The sequence below is a fragment of the Neoaquamicrobium sediminum genome, assembly GCF_040970315.1.
Taxonomy (GTDB): Bacteria; Pseudomonadota; Alphaproteobacteria; order Rhizobiales; family Rhizobiaceae; genus Aerobium; species Aerobium sediminum.
In genome coordinates this window covers 355,236-378,620 of the sequence record NZ_JAZHFV010000002.1, presented here as the reverse complement: position 1 = coordinate 378,620, position 23,385 = coordinate 355,236, and the positions used below count along the sequence as shown (strand labels likewise).

Below are 23,385 nucleotides of genomic sequence, written 5' to 3'. Positions count from 1 at the left end.
GCTCCAAGGCAGCGGAGCGGGATTTCTCCCTCAAGTTGAGTAGGACTATCGGGCCCGAACCTTAACAAAACCTTACCTGACTATACGGCAGTTTACGATTCTGTATCATCCGTGAAATCGAGGTAAATTTCGCGGCAACCGTTTGATAACCATAGTCGCGGTCAGGACTGCAACGCGGCGATGTCCCGGTAGAGCTCCAGTGCCTCGGGATTGGCAAGCGCCTCCTTGTTCTTGACCGGACGGCCATGCACCACGTCGCGCACGGCAAGCTCGGTGATCTTGCCCGACTTGGTGCGTGGGATATCGTCCACCGGCACGATCCGCGCTGGTACGTGACGGGGGCTGGCGCCGGTGCGGATCTTCGTGCGGATTTTCTTTTCCAGCGCCTCGTCCAGGACAACGCCTTCCGCAAGCCGTACGAAGAGCACGACGCGAACGTCGTCGTCCCAGGTCTGGCCGATGCAGAGCGCCTCGAGGATTTCCTCCATCTGCTCGACCTGGTTGTAGATTTCCGCCGTTCCGATACGCACGCCGCCCGGATTGAGAGTCGCATCGGAGCGGCCATGGATGATGAGCCCGCCATGCTCGGTCCATTCGGCGAAATCGCCATGGCACCACACATTGTCGAACCGGTCGAAATAGGCGGCCTTGTATTTGGAGCCATCCGGGTCGGCCCAGAACTTCACCGGCATGCAGGGAAACGCCCGGGTGCAGACGAGTTCACCCTTCTCCCCGCGGACAGGATTGCCGGAATCGTCCCACACGTCCACGGCCATACCCAGCCCTGCACCCTGGATTTCGCCAACCCATACCGGCTTGATCGGCACGCCGAGGACGAAACAGGAGACGATGTCGGTGCCACCGGAGATCGACGCCAGGTGAACGTCCTTCTTGATGCCGTCATAAACGAAGCGGAAGCATTCCGGGGCCAGCGGCGAGCCGGTCGACGAGATGACACGCACGGATGAAAGGTCATGCGTTTCGATCGGGCGCAGCCCTTCCTTGCGCACGGAATCGATGAACTTCGCCGACGTTCCGAAATAGGTCATCTTCTCGGCCTGAGCGAAGTCGAAGATGGCATTGCCGTTCGGATAAAAGGGCGAGCCGTCATAGAGCAGAAGCGTCGCGCCGGATGCCAGGCCGGACACCAGCCAGTTCCACATCATCCAGCCGCATGTGGTGAAATAGAAGAAGCGGTCGCCGTCGCCGATGCCGGCATGCAATCGCTGTTCCTTGACGTGCTGCAGCAGCGCGCCGCCTGCCGAATGAACGATGCATTTGGGAATGCCCGTCGTGCCGGAGGAGAACAGGATATAGAGCGGATGATCGAAAGCCTGCCGTTCGAACTGGAGAGATGCCGGCGCGAATGGCGCGAGTGCCGTGTCCAGCGCCTCCGCTTTCGCGATGCCGCCCGCCACATCGTTGGCCGTTCCGAGATAGTCGACCACGAAGGCCGCTTTCACAGATGGCATCTTTTCGAGTACCGCAGCGATCTTCGCGCTAACATCGATGCGCTTGCCGGCATACCAGTAGCCGTCGGGCGCGATGAACAGCACGGGTTCGATCTGTCCGAAGCGGTCAAGCACACCCTGCTCGCCGAAATCCGGTGAACAGGATGACCAGATCGCGCCGATCGAGGCAGTCGCAAGCATGCAGGCGATGGTCTCGGGCATGTTGGGCATCATTGCAGCGACACGATCGCCGGCCTTGACGCCATGCGCGCGAAACAGCTGCTGAAGCCGCGAGACCAGTGCGCGCAGCTCGTCCCAGGACAACCTGCGCTCAACCTTGTCCTCACCGCGGAACACAAGCGCGTCGGAACCTCCCGTCTTGCGAAGCAGGTTCTCGGCGAAATTCAGCTTCGCATCCGGAAAGAACCGGGCGCCCGGCATCATGTCTCCGTCGATCAGGGTACGCTCGCCGCGCTCGCCGATCACATCGCAATAGTCCCACACCAGCGACCAGAACGCTTCGCGATCGTCGATCGACCACGCATGGAGCGCTTCGTAATCCGCAATCGGCTTGCCGCTCGCCTTCGCAGCCAGCGCCATGAAGGCTGTCATGGGCGACGCCGCGATTTCTTCGGCCGACGGGCTCCAAAGCGGGGCAGTCTGGTTCATGCGGGTTCCTCCTGAGGGGCCGGGCGGCGCGGAATATGCCGACGGCAATTCGCAGACGGTTAAGCATATCGTCCGCCAGCAAGGCAAGGTGGCGAAAATACCCTTATCTGGCTGGTGGAAAACGCCATCGGCAGGCCACAAAAGGTTGAAAAACAGCTATCCTGCGGGTCGGGTAGTGTAGGGAGCGTCGCCGGCGACATCCCGCAGCGGCGAGGCGAGATGCGGCTTTCCATGTTGAAACGAGGCGTTATCGCGCTGGCGACAGTGCTTGCGCTCGCGGTGTTGTTCATAGCCGCGCTGCCTTGGGTGGCATCCACGCAGATCGTACGGGACCGCATCGCCCATGAGCTCAGTCTCTGGAGCGGCTACCGGGTAGTACTGGGTGAAGCGCCGGTGCTCGACGTCTGGCCGACCTTCAGGGCAACGCTTCACGACGTTGCATTCCTCGAATGGGCGGACAACGGAAATCCGCCCGTGCTGAAGGCCGACAGGCTGGAGGTGGGCCTTTCGGCGCTGTCGGCGCTGCGCGGCAATGTGGTGCTTTCGGCCGTGGCGATGTACCGGCCGGTGCTGCGGCTCACCATCGAAGGTTCGGTCATCGATCTCCCCGCTTCGCCCGGCGGCGGGCGCATGACCCGCGCGGTGACCGCGGCGCGGGGGATCGTGGCCAGCAACCCGGCCAATCCGGACCGCAGCGCATTGCCGGACGATGCGTTCGGCACGGTCGAGTTCTTCGACGGTCGTATCGCGGTTGTCGATGGAGACGATGATGATGGCATCAGCAGCCTGAACGGCAAGATCGTCTGGCCATCGCTTAACCGCACCGCGCGGCTGAACGCCACCGGAATCTGGCGTGGCGAGAACATCAGCGTCGAAGGGTCGAGCGCGCAGCCGCTGCTGCTTCTTGCCGGCGGCAATGCGCCTGCGACCGCAAGCCTGAAATCGGCACTGCTGGAAGCAAGCTTCGAAGGAACGGCAAATCTGTCGACGAATACGTACTTCGACGGCAAGGCCAGTCTCTCATCGCCGTCTCTGCGGCGCATGCTTGAATGGTCGAAGACAGACATCGCGCCGGGCGCGGCGATCGGCGCGATGTCCATTGCGGGAACGGTTCAAGGCACAGCGCAGCGGCTGCGGCTTGACTCGGTCGCGCTGAACCTGGGCGGCAATTCAGGTCGCGGCGTACTTGAGGTCTCCTTCGCCGATCCACTTCCAGCCATTTCTGGGACGCTCGCATTCGATACGCTCGACGTGCGGTCTTTTCTTGCAGCGTTCACGCCGATCGCTTCCACGAGCGGCAACATTTACGACCAGATCGATACGGGCTTCGCCGAGCAATTGTCGCTGGACCTGCGCCTGTCGGCCGGCAATGCGACACTCGGATCAGTCGCCATGACCGAGCTGGCCGCTGCGGCTCAGGTGAAGGGCACGCTTGCCGCCTTCGACATTTCCGACGCCACGGTATTCGGTGGCAAGCTACAGGCCGGCGTGCGGGTCGACCTGCAGGGCGAGAACAAGGCTGTCGAAATGCGCATGATGGCCGACAATGTCGACGCGCAGGCACTCGCAAAGGCCACCGGTGCGACGCAGTTGATGCCGCAAGGCCGTGCGAATCTCTCGCTTATGCTCAAGGGTACCGGGCGCGACTGGAACACGGTGATGGGCAATGCCGAAGGCACTGTCAGCGCGACCCTTGGTGAAGGCGCTCTGCAGGGATTCGACCTGGCCAAGTTCAGGGAGCGCGCATCCACAGGCGGATTCTTCGCCCTGTCGGAAATCGTCGGCGGCACGCTGCCGCTGCGCGGCGCGGAATTCAAGGCGAAGGTCAATGGCGGCGTCGCACAGATCGAGAAGGCTGAATTCCGCTCAAATGGGCAAGTACTGACGCTGGGCGGCATCGTTCCCTATTTCGGCCGCGCGCTCGCACTCTCCGGCTATCTGGCGCCGATTGGCCAGGACGGCCAGCAGGGTGACGCCGATCTGTCCTTTTTCATCGGCGGCGCGTGGGATTCTCCCTTCGCAGCGCAGGTCGGCCCCACAGTCGATTTCGAATAGTTTGCGCTATCCGCGCTGGGCGGCCTGCTCGTCGCGCCGGCGCTGCACGTCACGCCGCTTATTGAGAACGGCGGCGGTCAGTACACCTGCGGTGACGACCACGATCAGGATCGTGCAGACCGCGTTGATCTCCGGCGTCACGCCCAGCCGCACCTGGCTGTAGATGCGCATCGGCAGCGTGGTGGCCCCGGGCCCCGAGGTGAAGCTGGCTATCACGAGATCATCCAGCGACAGTGTGAAGGCCAGCATCCAGCCGGACACGATGGCGGGCATGATGACCGGCAGCGTCACCTGAAAGAAGGTGCGTACCGGCGTTGCGCCGAGGTCCATGGCAGCCTCTTCAAGCGACCGGTCGAAGCTCAGCAGGCGCGACTGCACCACCACAGCCACGAAGCACATGGTGAAGGTGATGTGGGCGAGCGTGACGGTGAGGAAGCCACGATCGAGCCCAACGGCAACGAACAGCAGAAGCAACGACAGACCGGTGATGACTTCTGGCATGACCAGCGGCGCGAAGACCATGCCGGAAAACAGGAACCGCCCGCGAAAGCGCGTGTAACGCGTGAGCGCGAGTGCCGCCAACGTGCCCAGCACTGTGGCCACGGTTGCCGAAACGAAAGCGATCCGAGCCGTCACCCAGGCGGCGTCCAGAAGCTGCTGGTTGGACAGCAGCGACACATACCAGCGCGTCGAGAAGCCGCCCCATACCGTGACCAGGCGCGAGTCGTTGAACGAGTAGATGACCAGCAGCACGATCGGCAGGTAGAGAAACGAGAACCCCAGCACCAGCGAGGCGATGTTGAAGCGGCTGAGTTGCCCCTGCATGGCCTACCTCCCCTGTTCCTGCGCGCGCGCCTGAGCACGCTGGAAGAACATCATCGGCACCACGAGGATCAGCAACAGCACGATGGCGACCGCCGACGCGACGGGCCAGTCGCGGTTGGAGAAAAACTCGTTCCAGAGCGTCTTGCCGATCATCAGCGTTTGCGAACCGCCAAGCAGGTCGGGGATCACGAATTCGCCAATTGCCGGGATGAAGACCAGCAGGCAACCGGCGACGACGCCCGGCAGCGACAATGGAAATGTGATCTTCCAGAACGCTGTCGTCGGCGGGCAGCCAAGGTCCTGCGCCGCCTCGATCAGCGAGTAATCCATCTTTTCCAGTGTGGCGTAGAGCGGCAGCACCATGAAGGGCAGGTAGGAATAAACGATACCTATGTAGATCGCCGTATTGGTGTTCATGATCTGCAGCGGGGTGTCGATAACACCAACCCACAACAGGAACTGGTTCAGCAGGCCCTCAGGCTTGAGAATGCCGATCCAGGCGTAGACCCGGATCAGGAACGACGTCCAGAACGGGAGGATCACCAGCATCAACAGGAGCGGACGCATGGATTCCGACGATCTGGCCATGCCGTAGGCCAGCGGATAGCCGATCAGCAGCGCCAGAAATGTGGAAACCGCGGCGATGACAACACTGGAGACGTACGCGTTGAAATAGAGCGCATCATCCAGAAGCCAGAGATAATTCTCGAAGGACAGTTCGCGCAAATTGGCGATGAAGCCCGAGACGCCGTCGCCGAGGCCGAATACCGGCAGGTAGGGCGGCATAGCGATGGTCGTCTGCGACAGTGATATCTTGAGCACGATGCCGAACGGCACCAGGAAGAAAATCAGAAGCCAAAGATAGGGGACCAGGATCACCGCGCGATTGGCCACCGCAGCCAGAAGCCGGCCGCCGATCCCTTCATTCCGGCCTGCCGGTGCGGCGACATCTCGTGCAATCGTTTGGGCCATGGCCGCCTCCCGATCCTAGCGGGTCAGCACGACGCCGGCATCCGGCGCGAAGGAAATCCAGGCCCGGTCATGCCAGCTCAGAGGGTCGTCCATCGTACGTGCGCTGTTAAGCGCGCTAGCCTTTACCACCTGCCCGTCGGACAGCTTGACGTGATAGACCGTCATGTCGCCGAGATAGGCGAGATCCCAGATCTCGCCTTCCATCACGTTCGTGGCGCCGTCCGCCGGCGGCTTCGACGACACCTTGATCTTCTCGGGCCTGATCGCGAAGGCGACGCTGCTGCCCTCGGTTGCCTCGCCGGCATTCTCGACACGAATGCGCGCGCCGCTGGCGCCAGTAATTGTCGCCGCGTTGTCGCTTCGCTCTGCGACCGTGCCCTCGAGCATGTTCACGTTGCCGACGAAATCGGCCACGAACCGGGAAGAAGGCGCTTCGTAGACCTCGGCAGGGGTTGCCACCTGCATCACCTGGCCCTTGTCCATGATGGCGATGCGGTCAGCCATCGTCATGGCTTCTTCCTGGTCGTGGGTGACGACGACGAAGGTGAGGCCGAGCTCCTGCTGGAGGTCCATCAACTCGAACTGCGTTTCCTCGCGCAGCTTCTTGTCGAGCGCGCCGAGCGGTTCGTCCAGCAGCAGCACCTTGGGCCGCTTGGCGACAGAGCGTGCCAGTGCCACGCGCTGCCTCTGGCCGCCTGAAAGCTGGTGCGGCTTGCGCTTGGCGAACTGCTCCAGCTTGACCAACTTGAGCATCTCGGCAACGCGCGACGCGATGTCCGCCTTGCTCATGCCGTCCTGCTTGAGACCGAAAGCGATGTTTGCTTCCACCGTCATGTGCGGAAACAGCGCGTATGACTGGAACATCATGTTCACGGGCCGGCGATAGGGCGGAATGCCGCGCAGATCCTGGCCTTCCAGCAATATGCGGCCGGATGTCGGCTCCTCGAAACCAGCCAGCATGCGCAGCAGCGTGGACTTGCCGCAGCCGGAAGCGCCGAGCAGCGCGAAGAACTCGCGTTCGTAGATGTCGAGCGAGAGGTCGTTGACGGCCGTAAAATCGCCGAAGCGCTTGGTCACGCGTTCAAACGAAATGTAGGGTTTCGCCTCGGGATCGTTCCAGGGCGCGAAGCTCCTGCGAATGCTGCCAAGCGATTTCATCTCGGGTTCCCCAATCCAGATGCCACGCTCAAAAGGAAAACGCCGGCGCGATGCACCGGCGTTTTCGTCGTCCTATTGGCCTGTCACTACCTTGGTCCAGCTCCGGGTGACGACGCGCTGCGTCCTAGAATCGTAGGGAATGTGGGTGAACAGCGTCTCCAGCGCATCCTTGTCCGGGTAGATCGCGGGGTCGTTGATCACCTCGTCGTCGATGAACTCCTGCGAGGCGAGGTTGCCATTGGCGAAGTAGACGTAATTGGTCGCCTTGGCGATCACTTCCGGCTCCATGATGAAGTTGAGGAACTCGTGCGCTTCCTCGACATGCGGCGCATCTGCCGGGATCGCCATCTGGTCGAACCACATCTGCGTGCCTTCCTTCGGCGCGACATAGGCAACCGTCACACCCTGATCGGCTTCCGCCGCTCGGTCGCGCGACTGCAGCACGTCGCCGGACCAGCCGACCGCCATGCAGATGTCGCCGTTGGCGAGCGCGTTGATGTACTCCGAGGAGTGGAACTTGCGAATGGAAGGCCGGATCGAAAGCAGAAGTTCCTCGGCCTTGGCGATCTCATCGGGCTCGTGGCTGTTGGGGTCGAAGCCGAGATAGTTGAGCACGATCGGGATGATGTCGCTCGGCGAGTCCAGCATGTAGATGCCGCAGCTTGCAAACTTCTCGGCGTTTTCCGGCTTGAACAGAACGTCCCAGCTATCGATTTTCTCGGTTCCGAGAATTTCGGCAACCTTCTGGACGTTGTAGCCGATGCCGACAGTGCCCCACATGTAGTTGATGGAGTATTCGCCACCCGGATCGTACTTGTCGGTGCGGGTGGTCACCACGTCCCACATGTTGGAGAGATTGGGCAGCTTGTCCTTCTGGAGCTTCTGGAAGACGCCAGCCTGGATCTGACGCGACAGGAACGACCCGGTCGGCACGACGACGTCATAGCCCGAGCCACCCGCGAGCAGCTTGGTTTCGAGAATCTCGTTGGAATCGAACACGTCATAAACGACGCGGATGCCGGTCTTTTCGGTGAACTCCGCGATGAGCGAATCGTCGATATAGTCGGACCAGTTCAGCACGTTGACGACGCGCTCCTGCGCCTGCGCGGCGAACGCGAAGGTCGCCGCTGCGAGCGAGACGGTCGAATAGACGATTGCCTTGCGGATCATGATGTTCTCCTCTGTAAGCCCCGTCCCGGCTCGTTGTCTGCGTTTACGGCCGGGTTGTTGGGTGAAAGCCTATTGGCGTTTTCGCAGTGCGACAAGCACGAAAACGCTGCGTTGCATCAAAGATAAGTCGTTCGCTCCAGAGGCGTGATCTCGCCCCAGAACGCCAGTATCTCCGCCCGTTTCAAATCCTTGTAGACCTTGGCGAGAAGCGGTCCGAGCGCCCTGTCGACGAACCTGCTCTTCTCCATGAGCTGAAGCGCGTCATCCATGTCGTCCGGCAGGAAGAGCCCTTCGTCGTCGTAGGCGTTGCCCTCGACGGGCGGCGGCGGCACTGCCTTCTGCTCCACGCCCTCCACCATGCCCTGGATGATTGCGGACATGACGAGGTATGGGTTTGCGTCGGCACCCGCGATGCGATGCTCGACGCGGCGATTTTCGTCGTTGGATACCGGTATGCGCAACGCCACGGAACGGTTGTTTTCCGCCCACACGGCACGCGTCGGCGCATAGGAGCCGGGCGTGATGCGGCGGAAGCCGTTCCAGGTGTTGATGAACAGAAGTAGCGATTCCGGCATCGTCTTGAGCAAGCCGGCGACGGCCGACTCCAGCCGCTTCCTGCCCTTCTTGCCGCCGAAGATGTTGACGCCGTCCGCATCGAGCATCGAGGCATGAACATGCATGCCGTTGCCGGCATATTCGAGGAAGGGCTTCGCCATGAAAGTGGCGGTCAGCCCGTGGGCACGCGCGCAGCCGATTACGATGCGGCGCAGCATGATGACATCGTCAGCCGCACGCAGTGGATCGGCCCGGTGCTTGAGGTTGACCTCGAACTGCCCGGGCGCGGCTTCCTTGATGATCGTGTCGATCGGCAGGCTCTGCGCGGCGGCCGCGTCGCGGATCATGTCGAAAAGCTCCGCATGCTCGGCCAGATCGTCGAGCCCATACATGCGCAGTCGGTCAGGCCCGGCTGTCGCGCCCACGGGGGCGGGCATCCCATCGTCCCAGTCCGTGTTCGGATCGAGCAGATAGAACTCGAGCTCGAACGCGACGACCGGGAAGAAGCCCTTGGCGTTGGCTTCGGCGACCTTCTTCTTCAGCACCTGTCGCGGATCGGCCATGAAGGGCTCGCCTTCGGGCGAGAAGGTCTGGAGCAGCACCTGCGCGGTCTTGCGCTTGGCCCACGGTACGATCGAAAGCGAGCCGCGGGTGGCGCGGCAATAGCCGTCCTTGTCGCCCGTTTCGATGTGAAGGCCAGTCTCCTCAACCTCCCTGCCCCACACGTCGAGGCCATGGAGCGACATCGGAAAATTGACGCCTTCCTCGAAGGCCTTCTTCAACGCATCGCCCGGCGCCCACTTGCCGCGCATCACCCCGTTGGGATCGACCATGAGGAACTCGACGGCTTCGATATCCGGATGTTCCTCCACGAAGGCCAGATATTCGCGCTCGTGATCGGGCGAGATAAAGCCAATCGCTTTTGCTTTCGCGCGAGGCTTGCTGCCGGTCTCGCCGGCGGTGTCGATTCTTTTGGATTTGACGGTGCGCTTGCTTGCTGGTGCGATGACGCCGGGTGACGTTGGACGCAAAATAGACCTGTATGGTTGTTGCCGATGTACCAGCCTGCCCCTGCCCCAGCGCGCTTGTCAATGGGGACGGGCGCGGCGGAAGCGCACCTCAGTGCGGTGCAGCTATGCCGCTGACACCCGGGCGGGCGGGCCGCGACATGCGTCGAAACTCTATCCCGATGTAGATGATCAGCGCCGCAAAGACGATCGCGCCGCCGATCAGCGTACGCGACGACGGCACCTCGCCATGCACCAGCCACACCCATACCGGGCCGAACAGAGTTTCGAACGTTGCCAGCAGTGCGGCATAGGCGGCGGGGATGACGCGCGCACCGGTTGCGAAGAAGGCAAGGCCGAGTCCCAGATTGACCGCACCGAAAACGAACAGAAACGCCATGTCGGAACCGGAGGCCGCCAGCGTCGAGGCCTGGCTCGCGGCAAAGACGGCGGCGAAGACGGTGCCGAGGCACATGGCGGGCGTCATGCGCACATGCGCGAAACGACGGGTCAGGACGGTCGCAACCGAAAAGGCGAAGACGATCAGGATCGCAAGCCCGTCGCCAACGATCGACATGTTGCCGGTCAACGAATCCGACACCATGACGGCAACGCCTGCGATGACCACCGCGATGGCGAGCCACGTAATCGATGAAATCCGCTCTCCAAACAGCAGGAACGACAAAAGCGCCGCGATCAATGGTGCGCCTGCCTGCATCAGCAGGATGTTGGCGACGGTGGTGTAGGACAGCGCTATCACGAAGGTCGATGTCGCGATGGCGAAACAGCAGGCAACCGCCAGTCCCGGCAGGCCCATGGCGCCGAAGAGCTGCAGCGTGCCGCGTAAGCCGTCACGCCACAGCATGTACATAAGAAGGAACGCGGCAGCCCAGATCGAACGCCAGAAGATCGACGTGAACGGATCGTCCGCCTCGATGAAACGGGCGATAACCCCGCCCAGGCTCCAGCAGAGCGCAGCCAGGAAAACGAGGAGAAAGCCGATGCGCTCCTCGCGCGCGGCCGGCGTTGCGGACGGCATCTCGTGCTGTGGCGCTGCGTGGGCCATGGCCGCTATTCCAGACGTGACGAAGGGAATTATCGCTAGCGCGAATGGTCGGGGCTGGCGTGGTCCAGCCACCTCGTCTAGTTGTGGCACCCACGCAAAGCTGGAGGGATGGCATGAAGGCTGCCTGGTACGACCGGAATGGCGAAGCACGTGAAGTTCTGGAAGTCGGCGAGATGGAAACGCCTAAACCGGGGCCGGGCGAGGTTTTGGTGCGGCTGCATGCATCCGGCGTAAACCCTTCCGACGTGAAGAGCCGCAAGGGCCGCCCCATGATCGCGCCGCGCATCATCCCGCACTCGGACGGCGCAGGAATCATCGAGGCGGTAGGCAAAGGCGTCGAGAACAGCCGCGTCGGTGAGCGGGTCTGGGTCTGGAACGGCCAGTGGAAGCGGCCGATGGGCACGGCTGCCGAATATATCGCCGTGCCGCAGGAACAGGCTGTCCCCCTGCCCTCGAACATCGACTTTGCCGTCGGCGCTTGTCTCGGCATTCCGGCCCTGACGGCGCTGCATGCGGTGAGCCTGCATGGCGACATCGAAGGAAAGACCCTGCTGATAACCGGAGCAGCCGCCGCCGTAGGCCACTACGCCGTTCAAATCGCCAAGTTGCGAGGCGCGCGGGTGATTGGCACCGTTTCCCCGGTCCGGCAGGCCCATGCCCGGGCGGCCGGCGTTGACGAACTGATCGACTACCGCCACGAGGACGTCGCCGAGCGCGTCAAGGCGCTGACCGGCGGAAAGGGCGCCGACGGCATCATTGACATGGACCTGTCAAGCACCGCTGCATTGTTGCCCAAGGGCGCACTCGCGCCTCATGGCACCATGGTGTGCTATGGGTCCAATGTCGCCGGCGAGATACCGATCTCCTTTCCGGCAATGTTGTGGGGCAGCCTCAAGCTTTCGGTCTTCGTCGTTTACGACCTGCTGCCTGACGAGAGGACGGCGGCGGTTGACGAACTTACCCGTTTGCTCGAGGCGGACGCACTCAAGCACTCCGTCGGCGCGACTTTCCCGCTCGACGAGATCGCTGCCGCGCACGAGGCCGTCGAAGGCGGCCGACTGACTGGAAACGTGGTTCTCACCGTCGGATGATCGGGCTCGGGCGTGTCGAGCGTCCAATCCCGCTGTTGTTGCGACTTTCGCGTCAGTTCGTGCTGGAGGAGCACAAGAGCTGTCATGAAATCCATAGCACATCTCCTGAATTCTTTCGTAACTGAAAGATAGGAGTGGCCATTCGGCGCTTGAACGCCGGAAATCCGGATGTCATGTTTCACTGATGAAAAACATCAACTGGGACGACCTGCAACTTTTCATCGCAGTCGCCCGCGGCGGCGGGCTTTCGGCAGCATCAAAGGCGCATGGATCAAGTCCCGCCACGATCGGCAGGCGGATGCTGGCGTTGGAGCAGGCGGTGGGCCGGCCACTCTTCATCCGCCGTCAGACCGGCTACGAACTCACCGCCGACGGGCAATCGCTCCTCATCAAGGCGCGCACGATGGAAGACGGCGCGCGGACGATCGACGACTGGCTCGATATGGGCGGCAGGCGGCCGCTGGTCCGCATCTCGTCCGGAACCTGGACGACCAACTTCCTCGCCGACAATTTCGCCCGGCTGTGGACCCCTGACGACCCGTTCCGCATCGCCTTCAAGGCCACCGAGGCGAAGCTGGACATCGCCCATCGCGAAGTGGAAATCGGCATCCGCAATGCGCCGCCGGAAAGCCCCAACCTTGCCGGCAGGCGCACGGTGACGGTCGCGCAGGCACCTTTCCGGACCCGTGGCCACTCGCATCCGGGCCGGGAGGAAGGGTGGGTTGCGATCGCACCGGAGGATATGGTGACCCGCTCGGCCCGCTGGCTTGCCGAACATGCCGAGGGCGATGTCGTCGCCTGGGCGAACTCACCGCGTACGTTGCACGATCTGGTTCGCGTCGGTGTCGGCAAGGGCCTGCTACCCTGTTTTGCCGGCGACCGGGACCCGCTGCTGGAGCGCGCAGGCGAGGAGATCGAAGAGCTGCGCGGCGCGCAATGGCTGGTCATGCACAATGACGATCGACACCGCGCCGAAGTGCGAACCGTCATCGACCGCATCGTGGAACTGGTCAGCGCTCACGCGCCGCTGTTCCAGGGCGAGCGGCCGGTCGGCGGGGCGTAGAAGCCAGGCTGCTGCTACTGGAAATCGAACGCGCTGAGGCCGGTCGACATCTCGTCGAGGCCGAGCGGCCGTGTGACCGGCGGTTCGGCGCGCGCGAGACAACCGACCCGCTCGCACAGCCGGCAGGCAGCCCCGACCGGCGTGGACGGCACCGGCCCCTTGCCGGACGAAGCCGGGAGAGCCGCGCCGTAGACGACCTCATCCCTGAAAGCGATATCGCAACCGATCAGGATCGCGGTGCGCCGAGGGCGCTCATTGAAGCCGCCTTGCGGCCCTTCCAACGTACGCGCGATCGTCAGGAACTCGGCGCCGTCCGGCATCTCGACAGCCTCAACCAGCACCTGCCCCGGCTGAGCGAAGGCCGCATGCACGGCGAGCTTTGGGCATCCCCCGCCAAAGCGGGCCTGCGGAAAGCCCTGCGCGCCGGCGCGACGGAAGCGGTTGCCCGCATTATCCACCTCGAGCATGAAGAAGGGCACGCCCGCCGCGCCCTGCCTTTGCAGCATGGTGAGCCGGTTCGCGGCATGCTCGAAGGATACACCGAAACGCGAGCGCAGCACATCGATGTCATAACGGGCGCGCTGTGCCGCAGCCAGAAACGCCGCATACGGCATCATCAGCGCTTGGGCCGCGTAGCGCCCGAGCTCGAAGCGGGCAAGCCGGCGCGCCTCGTCGCTGCCGAGCTTCAGCGCCTTCAGCTCGGCGGCCACCGCCACCTGCATGCGGATGAGGCAGGCCTCCATCGCCACCTCGCGCAACTGGTCGAAGGGCGACAGCCGCTCCGAGATGAACAGGCGCTGCGAATGGCGGTCGTAGCGCCGTCGCCAGTTCGGCATGGTGGCGGCCGGCAGTACCTTGACGACGATGCCGTAATCGCGACGTAACCATTCCTTCAGCGCGGCATAGAGATCGTCGCCGGGCTGGAGGAGCTGGATGAAGGCCTCGGCCTCCTCCTCCAGCGTCGGAAAATGGTTCGGGCGGCGCTCGAACGTCTCGCGCACCTCATCGATGGGCAAGCGGGCTGAGGAAAGCGTGGTCGCGCGTCCCTCCCGCGCGAGCAGTTCCGAAAGATCGGACAGCCGCTCCGCCTGCTCCTTGTAGGCGCGGAACAGCTTGACGACCGCAGCCGACGCATTGGGCGCGGCTTCGGCCACCTCGAGCAGTTCCTGGTCGCTCGGCAGTTCACCTGAAAGCAACGGATCGGCGAACACCTCGCGCAGCGCGGCGACGGAACCGCCAGCCTCGCCCTGCAGAGCTTCCGGCTCGACGTCGTAGGCCGAGGCGAGCTTCAGGATGAGCTGGACGGTCAGCGGACGCTGGTTGCGCTCGATCAGGTTGAGATAGGAGGGTGAGATACCGAGCCCCTCCGCCATCGCGGTCTGGGTCAGGCCCATCGCGTTGCGGATCCGGCGAATGCGCGGCCCGGCGAATATTTTCTGCTCAGCCATCTCGCTGCCTTTGACCAGATTTTACAACTTTGCCCATCTGGCAGTATTTACATTTTTTACAAATTTACAGACCGTCGATGTCAAACGCAATACAGCTTAACCCGAATCTTTGCAGCCTTTTCCTGATTTTCCTCGTCGTCTTCGGCAGCGCAATGTAAATCTCGTCACATACGGGGTCGACGAAATTGGCTCCTGACGAATAGCAAAGATTGCCACGGAGTTTGCAATGACTGATTTTTACAACCTCGTCCCTTCCGCTCCCGAGGGCCGCTATGATGGCATCGAGCGCCCTTACTCCGCTGCGGACGTGAAGCGACTGCGGGGCTCCGTCCAAATCCGGCATACGCTGGCCGAGAACGGCGCCAACCGGCTGTGGCAGCTCATCCACGAGGAAGACTTCGTCAACGCGCTGGGCGCGCTTTCGGGAAATCAGGCGATGCAGATGGTGCGCGCCGGCCTCAAGGCGATCTACCTTTCGGGCTGGCAGGTTGCCGCCGACGCAAACACGGCGTCAGCGATGTATCCGGATCAGTCGCTGTATCCGGCCAATGCAGCACCCGAACTTGCAAAGCGGATCAACCGCACGCTGCAGCGCGCCGACCAGATCGAGACCTCCGAAGGCAAGGGCCTGTCGGTCGATACCTGGTTCGCGCCGATCGTCGCCGACGCCGAAGCTGGTTTTGGCGGCCCGCTCAATGCCTTCGAGATCATGAAGGCCTTCATTGAAGCCGGTGCTGCGGGCGTGCACTACGAGGACCAGCTCGCATCCGAAAAGAAGTGCGGCCACCTCGGTGGCAAGGTGCTGATCCCGACTGCGGCCCACATCCGCAACCTCAACGCCGCTCGGCTCGCCGCCGACGTCATGGGTACGCCGACGCTGGTGATCGCTCGCACCGACGCGGAAGCCGCCAAGCTGCTGACGTCCGATATCGACGACCGTGACAAGCCCTTCGTCGACTACGACGCCGGCCGCACGGTGGAAGGCTTCTACAACGTCAAGAACGGCATCGAGCCTTGCATCGCCCGCGCGGTGGCCTATGCGCCGCATTGCGACCTGATCTGGTGCGAGACCTCGAAGCCCGATCTCGAGCAGGCGCGCAAGTTCGCCGAGGGTGTGCACAAGGCGCACCCGGGCAAGCTGCTGGCCTATAACTGCTCGCCGTCTTTCAACTGGAAGAAGAACCTCGACGACGCGACGATCGCCAAGTTTCAGCGCGAGCTGGGCGCGATGGGCTACAAGTTCCAGTTCATCACGCTCGCCGGCTTCCACCAGCTCAACTTCGGCATGTTCGAGCTGGCGCGGGGCTACAAGGACCGGCAGATGGCCGCCTATTCGGAGCTGCAGGAAGCCGAGTTCGCGGCCGAGGCAAACGGCTACACGGCGACGAAGCATCAGCGCGAGGTCGGCACCGGCTATTTCGACGCCGTCTCCATGGCGATCACCGGCGGGCAGTCGTCGACCACCGCCATGAAGGAATCGACCGAACACGACCAGTTCCGCCCGGCGGCGGAATAACCGGATCAACCGCCCAAGGGCATACCGAAGGAGAAGACCAATGGCGCCCAGAACCCGTGTCAAGGAAAGGGCCGAGGAACAGTCCTCGAGCATGAACATCGACCAGCAGGCCGTCATCCGCATGGTGGCGAACGACCTGCACCGGCTCAATCAGTCCGTCATGAAGGCGGTGGAGGCGGGCGTGTCGGTCGAGCTCGTTCGCTCGGCTCGCCACCATGGCGGCGACGGAAACTGGGGCGACCTGCTGGTGCCGGTGATCGTGACCCAGGCGCGCAACGCCGCCTGACCCGACCGACATTACAAAACCGATGAAGGGCGGCGTGTCGACACGCCGCCCTTCGCATTGATCGACCGCGTCAACACCTGAGCCCCCCTTTCCTTCGCTCACCGGGCCCGGCTATACTGGCATATCTCAAACGACCCACCGGTGATTGATGCCCGTCCAGAAGAAGGAAGCCCGGCCTGCCAGCCGCAATGGCAGGACACGCATACCTGCATTCGTGCAAAGCCAAAGGGGCGTGAAGAACTGGAAGGAAGCGTCCGGCTGGCTGGACTGGCGCGGCATTGAGGACATCGAGTGCATCACGCCCGACCAGGCAGGCGTGGCGCGCGGCAAGATGATGCCATCGAAGAAGTTCACCTCGAACACATCGCTCGCTCTGCCCTCGGCCGTCTTCATGACAACGATCTCGGGCGATTATCCGGAAGACGGCAACGGTTTCACCTACCCGGAAGATGACGGCGACCTGAAGCTGCTGCCTGACCTGTCGACACTTTCCGTCGTGCCGTGGGAGAGCGATCCGACGGCGCAGGTCATCTGCGATCTCGTGCACCAGGACGGGCGCTCGGTCGAGTTCACTCCGCGCAATGTGCTCAAGCGTGTGGTCGCTGCGTACGCCGATCGCGGACTCCGCCCGGTGGTTGCCCCGGAGATCGAGTTCTACCTCGTACGCAAGAATCCCGATCCCGATTACCCGCTCGAACCGCCGGTCGGCCGATCCGGTCGCGCCATCGGCGGCGGACAGGGCTATTCCATCGCCGGCGTCAACGAATTCGACGAGCTGATCGACGACATCTACCACTTCTCCGAAGGCCAGGGTCTGGAGATCGACACGCTCATCCATGAGGAAGGCGCCGGGCAGCTCGAGATCAACCTGCGCCATGGCGATCCTGTCGAACTCGCCGATCAGGTGTTCATGTTCAAGCGCACGATCCGCGAGGCCGCGCTGAAGCACGAGACCTACGCAACCTTCATGGCAAAGCCGATCCAGCGACAGCCCGGCTCGGCCATGCACATTCACCAGTCGATCGTCGACAGGAAGACGGGAAAGAATATCTTTGCAGCCGATGACGGCAGCGAAACCGAAGCCTTCGGGTATTTCATCGGCGGTATGCAGCGCCACATTCCCAACGCGCTGGTGATGCTGGCGCCTTACGTCAACTCATATCGCCGGCTCACTCAGGCAGCCTCCGCGCCGGTCAACACGAAGTGGGGATATGACAACCGCACCACAGCCTTTCGCGTGCCGCGCTCGGACCCACAGGCGCGCCGCGTGGAAAACCGGATTCCATCTTCAGACGCCAACCCCTACCTCGCACTCGCTGCCTCGCTGGCCTGCGGGCTTATCGGCATGATCAACAAGGTGCCGTGCGATGCGCCCGTGGGGACATCGGTGAACGAGGACGAGATCGAGCTGCCGCGCGGTCTTCTGGAAGCGGTGGACCTTTTCGAGAGCGACGACGCGTTGCGCGACATGCTGGGCGAACCCTTCGTTTCAACCTACGCTGCGATCAAGAAGGCCGAGTTCGAGACCTTCATGGAAGTTATCAGCCCGTGGGAACGCGAATATCTGCTGTTGAACGTCTGAATGCCTTACCAATCCCCCATCTCTCCCGGCTTTTCATGGTATGAAGATACCGCTGGCGAGCGACCTGAATATGGGGCGCTCGACGGCGACGTTTCGGCCGACGTCGTCATCATCGGCGGCGGCTTCACCGGCCTGTCAGCAGCAGCGCATCTGGCCAAGGCCGGTACGAATGTCGTGCTGATCGAAGCGCACCGCTTCGGCGACGGCGCTTCCGGTCGCAACGGCGGCCAGTTGGGAACAGGCCAGCGCGCCTGGGGGGAAGAGCTCGAAGCGGAGCTGGGCTTGACGCGTGCCCGCGCCCTCTTTGAGCTGGCAGAAGAGGCCAAGGCACATCTGCTGGGTTTCGCCGAGGCGAACGGCATCGAGATTGACTACGCGCCGGGCCAGATGTCGGTCGTGCACAAGAAGCGCTATCTGGCCGATTACCGGGCCCATCCGGACGTTATGGCCGAGCGTTTCGGCTATCCGCACCTAAACTTCATGAACGCCGCAGAGACGGCCGAACGGCTCGGCTCCAACCGTTACTTCGGTGGCGTGCGCGATACCGGCACCGGCCATATCCATCCGCTGAAGCTGGTCATCGGCACCGCGCGTGTGGCCGCGGATGCGGGGGCGCAACTCCACGAGAAGACCAGGGCCACAGGCATCGCCAACCACGGCGGTAAAGTGCGCGTCACGACGCCTTCGGGAACGATTACCGCCCAGAAGGCGCTGATCGCCGTCAACGCCTATGGCGGGAACCTCGAGCCCGAGAGCGCGTCGCACGTGATGCCCATCGGTTCGTTCATTGGGGCCACAGTGCCGCTGGGCAGCGACAGTCCGGTCATTCCCGGCGGCGAGGCGGTCGACGATTCACGTTTTGTGGTGCGTTACTTCCGCAAGTCCAAGGATGGGCGCCTACTCTTCGGCGGGCGCGAAATTTATGCGCCGGGCAATCCGCAGGACATCGCCGTGCACATCCGCCGGCAGATCGCAGAGATCTACCCCGCGTTGAAGGACGTGGAGATCACCCATTCGTGGGGCGGCTATGTCGGCATCACGATGCCGCGCAAGCCATTTGTGCGCGAGGTGATGCCGAACGTCATTTCCGCCGGCGGCTATTCCGGTCACGGTGTCATGCTGTCCAACTTCGTGGGCAAGCTCTACGCCGAGACGGTCGCGGGAAACCGAGACAGGCTGAAGCTGTTCGAAGACCTGAAGATACCGCCCTTTCCAGGTGGGCGACGCCTGCGCGCGCCGCTGCTCTTCCTCGCCCTCAACTGGTATGCGCTGCGCGACAGGATCTAGAGCGGCCAGAAAAAGAGCAGTGCCGGCACCGAGACCGCCACTATGATGATTTCCAGAGGCAGACCCATCCGCCAATAATCGCCGAAGCGGTAGCCGCCCGGTCCCATGATGATCGTGTTGTTCTTGTGCCCGATAGGCGTCAGGAAGGCACAGGACGCGGCAACCGCGACCGCCATCAGAAACGGGTCAGGCGACACATTCAGACCCTGGGCGATCGACAAACCGACCGGTGCAGCGATCAGCGCGGTCGCAACATTGTTGAGAAAATCGGACAGGGTCATGGTTACGATCATGAGGATCGTGAGGATCGCCCAGGCAGGCAGCGCACCTGTCAGCGACAGGATCGAATCCGCGATCAGCTTGGTTCCTCCCGACGTCTCAAGCGCCAGGCCGAGCGGAATGAGCGAAGCCAGCAGCACGATCACGGGCCATTCGACCGATTCATAGACTTCGCGCGCCGCGACGACGTTGAAGAGGCAGTATATCGCCACCGCCGCTGCCAGCGCGACGACAAGCGGCACGAAGCCCATGACCGACGACGCGACAGCAGCCGCAAAGACCGCCACGGCAAAAAACGCCTTGCCGCGCTGAATGACCGTGTGACGTTTGTCAGCCAGCGGCAACACGCCGAGCCAGTCCGTGGCGTCCATCACCCGGCTTTCCGGGCCAAGCAGCAACACGACGTCGCCGGGCTTGATCGTCAGCTTGCGGACGCGCTCGCGAAACCGCTTGCCCTGTCGGGAAACGCCAAGCAGCGTAACGCCGCGCCGATACAGAAGCCTCAAATCGAGTGCAGTGCGTCCCACCATGCGCGCATTGTCCGGCACGATCGCCTCGACCAGAACAAGCGACTGACCGCGAATTCCGCCGTGCTTTTCCGACGCCGACGTATTGAGTTCGGCGGCGCCGATGAAGGCCTCGATCGCCTTCGGCTCGCCTTCCAGAACGAGATGGTCACTCTTGCGGATTTCCTCGCTCGCGGCAAAGCCAGGCAGGCGCTTGCCACGCCGCACCAGCCCAAGAATGGCGACGTCGTGCTCTTCGGCCAGGGGGTAAAGTTCATCGACTGGCTTGCCTATCGCCTTGGAATTTTCCTTCACCCCCGCCTCTGCCACGAACAGGCCCGGCTCATCGGCTCCGCCCGCGGCAGCGGCCTGTCCCGTTGTCGGTATCAGGCGCCATCCGACCAGCGTCACGAAGGCAATGCCAACGATCGAGCAAATGAGGCCGACGGGAGAAAAATCGAACATCGAAAAGGGTTCGCCAAGGGCGCGCCCGCGGAACTCGGCCACGACGATGTTGGGGGGCGTTCCGATCAGGGTGATCATGCCGCCGAGGATGGTCGCGAACGACAACGGCATGAGCGATTGGGAAACAGGTCGCTTGGCCTTTTCGGCAGCCTCGATGTCGAGCGTCATCAACATGACCAGCGCGGCCACATTGTTGATAACGGCCGAAAGGCCTGCACCGATGACCGACATGAAGCCGATATGAGACGAGAGCGAGCGTCCCGAGGACAGCACGACCCGCGCGATCAACTCCACGGCCCCGGCATTCATCATCGCGCGCGAAACGATCAGCACCAGCGCGATGATGACGACCGCTTCATGCCCGAAGCCGACAAAGGCGTCGTGCGGTTCGACGACGCCGCCAACCACGGCAACGATAAGTGCTGCAAAGGCGACGAGGTCGTAACGAATGCGACCCCACACCAGAAAGCCAAACACCACCCCCAGCAGGCAGAAGAGGAAAATCTGCTCGTAAGTCATGCGGTGCCTCGGCGTCTATCGGGAGCGGGGTCGAGAGAGTTGCTCAGATGCAGCGGCCGCCATCGACCTCGAGCGCGACGCCGGTGATGAATGCCGCTTCGTCAGAAGCGAGCCACAGCGCGGCATTGGCAATGTCGAGCGGCGTCGAGAGCCGCCCGAGCGGGATCGAGGCGCGGAATTGCGCGCGCCTCTCGGGCGTGTCCTCGCCCATGAACTGCGCCAGCATGCCGGTCTCGCCGGCCACCGGGCACAGGCAGTTGACGCGGATGTTCTTCGGTGCGAGCTCGACTGCCATCGACTTGGTGGCGGTGATCGCCCAACCCTTGGAGGCGTTGTACCAGGTCAAGCCTGGGCGCGGCCGCAGGCCCGCCGTGGAGGCGGTGGTTATGATCGATCCCCCGCCCTGCTTTTCCATGATCGGTGCAACGGCCAGGGTGGAATAGTAGATCGCCTTCATGTTTACGGCGGCTATCAGATCGAAGGTCTCTTCCTCGATCGAGAGCATGTCGCCGTTGCGGTGCGTATAGCCCGCATTGTTGACCATGATGTCGACGCGGCCGAAGGCATCCATGGCTGCGGCGACCATCTCGTCGATCTCGGACCTCAACGATACGTCGGTCTGCACATGCACGGCCGCTTCGCCGATCTCCCTGGCAACCCGCTCGGCGCCCTTCACGTTGAGGTCGGCAACAACAACCTTCGCACCTTCTTCGGCAAAGCGCTTTGCCATGCCCTCGCCGAAACCCGACGCGGCGCCGGTTATGATCGCGACCTTGTCCTGCAGACGTGCCATATGCGTTGCTTTCCTTCTTGCTTGTTGCCCGCCTTTCGCTTCAGTGGCGGGCACAGTCACACAATACAAACCGACGGATTTCGATCCGCTCAGCCGTGATTAAAGACGACCGTCTTGGTTGCCGACATGTCGTAAAGCGCCTCGAACCCCTTTTCGCGGCCATGGCCGGACTTCTTGAAGCCGCCGAATGGCAGCTCGATGCCGCCGCCAGCACCATAGCCGTTGATGAACACCTGCCCAGCACGCACGCGCTTGGCGACGCGGTGCTGGCGGGCGCCGTCCTTCGTCCATATGCCGGCGACAAGACCGAACTCGGTGCCGTTGGCTAGACGGATCGCCTCTTCCTCGCCCTCGAACGGGAAGAGTGTCAGCACCGGGCCGAAGACCTCTTCCTGCGCGACCGCAGCGCGCGGATCGACGGCGCCGAACAGCACAGGCGCCTGGTAGTAGCCGCCTGCCGGTGCATCGGCATGAACAGAACCCTCGGCAAGCACCGATACGCCCGCTTCCCTGGCCGCCGCGATCATCGCCGCGACACGGGTCTGCTGCGACTTGTTGATGAGTGGCCCGAGGTCGAGGTCGGCGTCATGCGGACCGGCGACAAGTGCGGAGAACCGCTCTGCGAGAGCCGAGGCTATCTGTTCGTAGAGCGGCTTCTCGATCAGCACGCGGCTGCCCGCAGAACAGGTCTGGCCGCCATTCTGGATGATCGCATTGACCAGCACCGGCAGTGCTGCCTCGATATCAGCGTCGGCGAACACGATCTGCGGCGACTTGCCGCCAAGTTCCATGGTCACGCCGCGATTGTTGACGGCCGCCGCTTGCTGGATAGCCGTGCCGGTCATCGGCGAACCCGTGAAAGTGACGTAGTCGACCAGCGGGTGGGAGGAGAGTGCGGCGCCTGCGTCGCGGCCATAGCCGGTGATGACATTGAAGACACCTTCGGGCACGCCGGCCTCCAGCGCGAGCTGGGCAATGCGGATCGTGGTGAGCGATGCGTCTTCCGCCGGCTTCACCACCAGCGTGTTGCCCATGGCAAGAGCGGCACCGGCAACGCGGGCCAGAATCTGCATCGGATAGTTCCAGGGAATGATGCCGGCAACGACGCCGTGCGGCTCGCGCAGCGTCAGCGCGGTATATCCGTCCAGGAACGGAATCGTGTCGCCGTGGATCTTGTCGCCCGCGCCGCCATAGAACTCATAATAGCGCATGGTGGCGGTCACATCCGCCCTGCCCTGCCGCACCGGCTTGCCGGTGTCACGCGATTCGAGCGCGGCCAGTTCGTCGCCATTCTTCTCGACGAGCTGGAACAGGCGCGTCAGGCAGCGCCCGCGCTCCACCGCCGGCATCCGGCTCCACGGCCCTTCATGAAAAGCCTCGTGAGCCGACCTGACCGCGCGGTCGACGTCGGCTGCATTGGATGCGGGAATGGATGAGAACACCTTCCCATCGGACGGCGACGCGACGTCGATACGCATCCCGGAAAGCGAATCGGCCGGCTTGCCGTCGATGAGGTTCATGAAGGCTGCGCCTTCGGCGACGGTGCGGGAAAAGGGGGTGCCCATGGTCGACAGTCTCCAGCGTTCGCGATCGTGCCGGTCCTATCGGCTTGAAAGCGCGGG

18 protein-coding genes are annotated in these 23,385 nt (G+C 63.0%); 7 read left to right on the top strand and 11 right to left on the bottom strand.

All coding sequences use genetic code 11. The annotated features are described in order from the left end of the window. Window positions 1-161: 161 nt before the first annotated feature. A complete protein-coding gene (locus V1479_RS07145; protein WP_368802301.1) occupies window positions 162-2,120 on the bottom strand; it encodes an acetoacetate--CoA ligase in 1,959 nt (652 codons plus the stop codon). A 219-nt stretch (window positions 2,121-2,339) separates the two neighbouring features. On the opposite strand from V1479_RS07145, the gene V1479_RS07140 reads away from it, so the two are divergent. Continuing rightward, window positions 2,340-4,175 carry an AsmA family protein gene (locus V1479_RS07140; protein WP_368802300.1) on the top strand — a complete coding sequence of 612 codons (1,836 nt, stop codon included), beginning with the start codon at window positions 2,340-2,342 and terminating at the stop codon, window positions 4,173-4,175. A gap of 6 nt (window positions 4,176-4,181) precedes the next feature. Here V1479_RS07140 and V1479_RS07135 read toward each other — a convergent pair whose 3' ends face one another. From V1479_RS07135 to V1479_RS07110, 6 genes are all read right to left on the bottom strand, one after another. Beyond that, on the bottom strand, window positions 4,182-5,000 hold the full coding sequence (locus tag V1479_RS07135) for an ABC transporter permease (RefSeq protein ID WP_173186933.1): 819 nt from the start codon (window positions 4,998-5,000) through the stop codon (window positions 4,182-4,184). A gap of 3 nt (window positions 5,001-5,003) precedes the next feature. Beyond that, the gene (locus V1479_RS07130) at window positions 5,004-5,972 is read right to left on the bottom strand and encodes an ABC transporter permease subunit (RefSeq protein WP_368802299.1); all 969 of its coding nucleotides are present in this window, start codon (window positions 5,970-5,972) and stop codon (window positions 5,004-5,006) included. A gap of 15 nt (window positions 5,973-5,987) precedes the next feature. Next, window positions 5,988-7,130 carry an ABC transporter ATP-binding protein gene (locus tag V1479_RS07125; RefSeq protein WP_368802298.1) on the bottom strand — a complete coding sequence of 381 codons (1,143 nt, stop codon included), beginning with the start codon at window positions 7,128-7,130 and terminating at the stop codon, window positions 5,988-5,990. Window positions 7,131-7,202: 72 nt separating this feature from the next. After that, complete coding sequence (locus V1479_RS07120) at window positions 7,203-8,300, bottom strand: polyamine ABC transporter substrate-binding protein (RefSeq protein ID WP_173186937.1); 1,098 nt, start codon at window positions 8,298-8,300, stop codon at window positions 7,203-7,205. A 116-nt stretch (window positions 8,301-8,416) separates the two neighbouring features. Then, window positions 8,417-9,886 (bottom strand): glutamine synthetase family protein, encoded by a 1,470-nt coding sequence (locus tag V1479_RS07115; protein WP_368802297.1) that lies wholly within the window; start codon window positions 9,884-9,886, stop codon window positions 8,417-8,419. Between the two features lie 88 nt (window positions 9,887-9,974). Continuing rightward, window positions 9,975-10,928 carry a DMT family transporter gene (locus tag V1479_RS07110; protein ID WP_368802296.1) on the bottom strand — a complete coding sequence of 318 codons (954 nt, stop codon included), beginning with the start codon at window positions 10,926-10,928 and terminating at the stop codon, window positions 9,975-9,977. A 113-nt stretch (window positions 10,929-11,041) separates the two neighbouring features. On the opposite strand from V1479_RS07110, the gene V1479_RS07105 reads away from it, so the two are divergent. Together V1479_RS07105 and V1479_RS07100 are read left to right on the top strand one after the other, a co-directional pair. Next, window positions 11,042-12,019 carry an NADPH:quinone reductase gene (locus V1479_RS07105; RefSeq protein ID WP_368802295.1) on the top strand — a complete coding sequence of 326 codons (978 nt, stop codon included), beginning with the start codon at window positions 11,042-11,044 and terminating at the stop codon, window positions 12,017-12,019. Window positions 12,020-12,203: 184 nt separating this feature from the next. Next, on the top strand, window positions 12,204-13,082 hold the full coding sequence (locus V1479_RS07100; protein ID WP_368802294.1) for a LysR family transcriptional regulator: 879 nt from the start codon (window positions 12,204-12,206) through the stop codon (window positions 13,080-13,082). 14 nt (window positions 13,083-13,096) lie between these two features. Here the strand turns inward: V1479_RS07100 and V1479_RS07095 are convergent, their stop codons facing one another. Next, window positions 13,097-14,530, bottom strand: a complete 1,434-nt coding sequence (locus V1479_RS07095) for a helix-turn-helix domain-containing protein (protein ID WP_368802293.1) — start codon at window positions 14,528-14,530, stop codon at window positions 13,097-13,099. Window positions 14,531-14,756: 226 nt separating this feature from the next. On the opposite strand from V1479_RS07095, the gene aceA reads away from it, so the two are divergent. The 4 genes from aceA to V1479_RS07075 all read left to right on the top strand — a co-directional run bounded on the left by aceA (window position 14,757) and on the right by V1479_RS07075 (window position 19,201). Continuing rightward, entirely contained in the window at window positions 14,757-16,046 is a 1,290-nt protein-coding gene (gene aceA / locus V1479_RS07090; RefSeq protein WP_173186947.1) for an isocitrate lyase, read from the top strand. Between the two features lie 40 nt (window positions 16,047-16,086). After that, a complete protein-coding gene (locus tag V1479_RS07085; protein WP_173186949.1) occupies window positions 16,087-16,332 on the top strand; it encodes an SMc00767 family acetate metabolism repressor in 246 nt (81 codons plus the stop codon). Between the two features lie 148 nt (window positions 16,333-16,480). Then, on the top strand, window positions 16,481-17,914 hold the full coding sequence (locus V1479_RS07080) for a glutamine synthetase family protein (RefSeq protein ID WP_368802292.1): 1,434 nt from the start codon (window positions 16,481-16,483) through the stop codon (window positions 17,912-17,914). Further along, on the top strand, window positions 17,915-19,201 hold the full coding sequence (locus V1479_RS07075) for an NAD(P)/FAD-dependent oxidoreductase (protein WP_368802291.1): 1,287 nt from the start codon (window positions 17,915-17,917) through the stop codon (window positions 19,199-19,201). Here the strand turns inward: V1479_RS07075 and V1479_RS07070 are convergent. The 3 genes from V1479_RS07070 to V1479_RS07060 form a co-directional block, all read right to left on the bottom strand. Beyond that, window positions 19,198-20,970 carry an SLC13 family permease gene (locus V1479_RS07070; RefSeq protein ID WP_368802290.1) on the bottom strand — a complete coding sequence of 591 codons (1,773 nt, stop codon included), beginning with the start codon at window positions 20,968-20,970 and terminating at the stop codon, window positions 19,198-19,200. The genes V1479_RS07075 and V1479_RS07070 overlap by 4 nt on opposite strands. Before the next feature lie 43 nt (window positions 20,971-21,013). Continuing rightward, window positions 21,014-21,763, bottom strand: a complete 750-nt coding sequence (locus V1479_RS07065; protein ID WP_368802289.1) for an SDR family oxidoreductase — start codon at window positions 21,761-21,763, stop codon at window positions 21,014-21,016. An 89-nt stretch (window positions 21,764-21,852) separates the two neighbouring features. Then, entirely contained in the window at window positions 21,853-23,328 is a 1,476-nt protein-coding gene (locus V1479_RS07060) for an aldehyde dehydrogenase family protein (protein WP_368802288.1), read from the bottom strand. Window positions 23,329-23,385: the final 57 nt, after the last annotated feature.

Coding starts and splice junctions, on each gene's coding strand:
- V1479_RS07145 (WP_368802301.1), bottom strand. CDS start 2,120: ATGAACCAGACTGCCCCGCTTTGGAGCCCGTCGGCCGAAGAAATCGCG.
- V1479_RS07140 (WP_368802300.1), top strand. CDS start 2,340: ATGCGGCTTTCCATGTTGAAACGAGGCGTTATCGCGCTGGCGACAGTG.
- V1479_RS07135 (WP_173186933.1), bottom strand. CDS start 5,000: ATGCAGGGGCAACTCAGCCGCTTCAACATCGCCTCGCTGGTGCTGGGG.
- V1479_RS07130 (WP_368802299.1), bottom strand. CDS start 5,972: ATGGCCCAAACGATTGCACGAGATGTCGCCGCACCGGCAGGCCGGAAT.
- V1479_RS07125 (WP_368802298.1), bottom strand. CDS start 7,130: ATGAAATCGCTTGGCAGCATTCGCAGGAGCTTCGCGCCCTGGAACGAT.
- V1479_RS07120 (WP_173186937.1), bottom strand. CDS start 8,300: ATGATCCGCAAGGCAATCGTCTATTCGACCGTCTCGCTCGCAGCGGCG.
- V1479_RS07110 (WP_368802296.1), bottom strand. CDS start 10,928: ATGGCCCACGCAGCGCCACAGCACGAGATGCCGTCCGCAACGCCGGCC.
- V1479_RS07105 (WP_368802295.1), top strand. CDS start 11,042: ATGAAGGCTGCCTGGTACGACCGGAATGGCGAAGCACGTGAAGTTCTG.
- V1479_RS07100 (WP_368802294.1), top strand. CDS start 12,204: ATGAAAAACATCAACTGGGACGACCTGCAACTTTTCATCGCAGTCGCC.
- V1479_RS07095 (WP_368802293.1), bottom strand. CDS start 14,530: ATGGCTGAGCAGAAAATATTCGCCGGGCCGCGCATTCGCCGGATCCGC.
- aceA (WP_173186947.1), top strand. CDS start 14,757: ATGACTGATTTTTACAACCTCGTCCCTTCCGCTCCCGAGGGCCGCTAT.
- V1479_RS07085 (WP_173186949.1), top strand. CDS start 16,087: ATGGCGCCCAGAACCCGTGTCAAGGAAAGGGCCGAGGAACAGTCCTCG.
- V1479_RS07080 (WP_368802292.1), top strand. CDS start 16,481: ATGCCCGTCCAGAAGAAGGAAGCCCGGCCTGCCAGCCGCAATGGCAGG.
- V1479_RS07075 (WP_368802291.1), top strand. CDS start 17,915: ATGCCTTACCAATCCCCCATCTCTCCCGGCTTTTCATGGTATGAAGAT.
- V1479_RS07070 (WP_368802290.1), bottom strand. CDS start 20,970: ATGACTTACGAGCAGATTTTCCTCTTCTGCCTGCTGGGGGTGGTGTTT.
- V1479_RS07065 (WP_368802289.1), bottom strand. CDS start 21,763: ATGGCACGTCTGCAGGACAAGGTCGCGATCATAACCGGCGCCGCGTCG.
- V1479_RS07060 (WP_368802288.1), bottom strand. CDS start 23,328: ATGGGCACCCCCTTTTCCCGCACCGTCGCCGAAGGCGCAGCCTTCATG.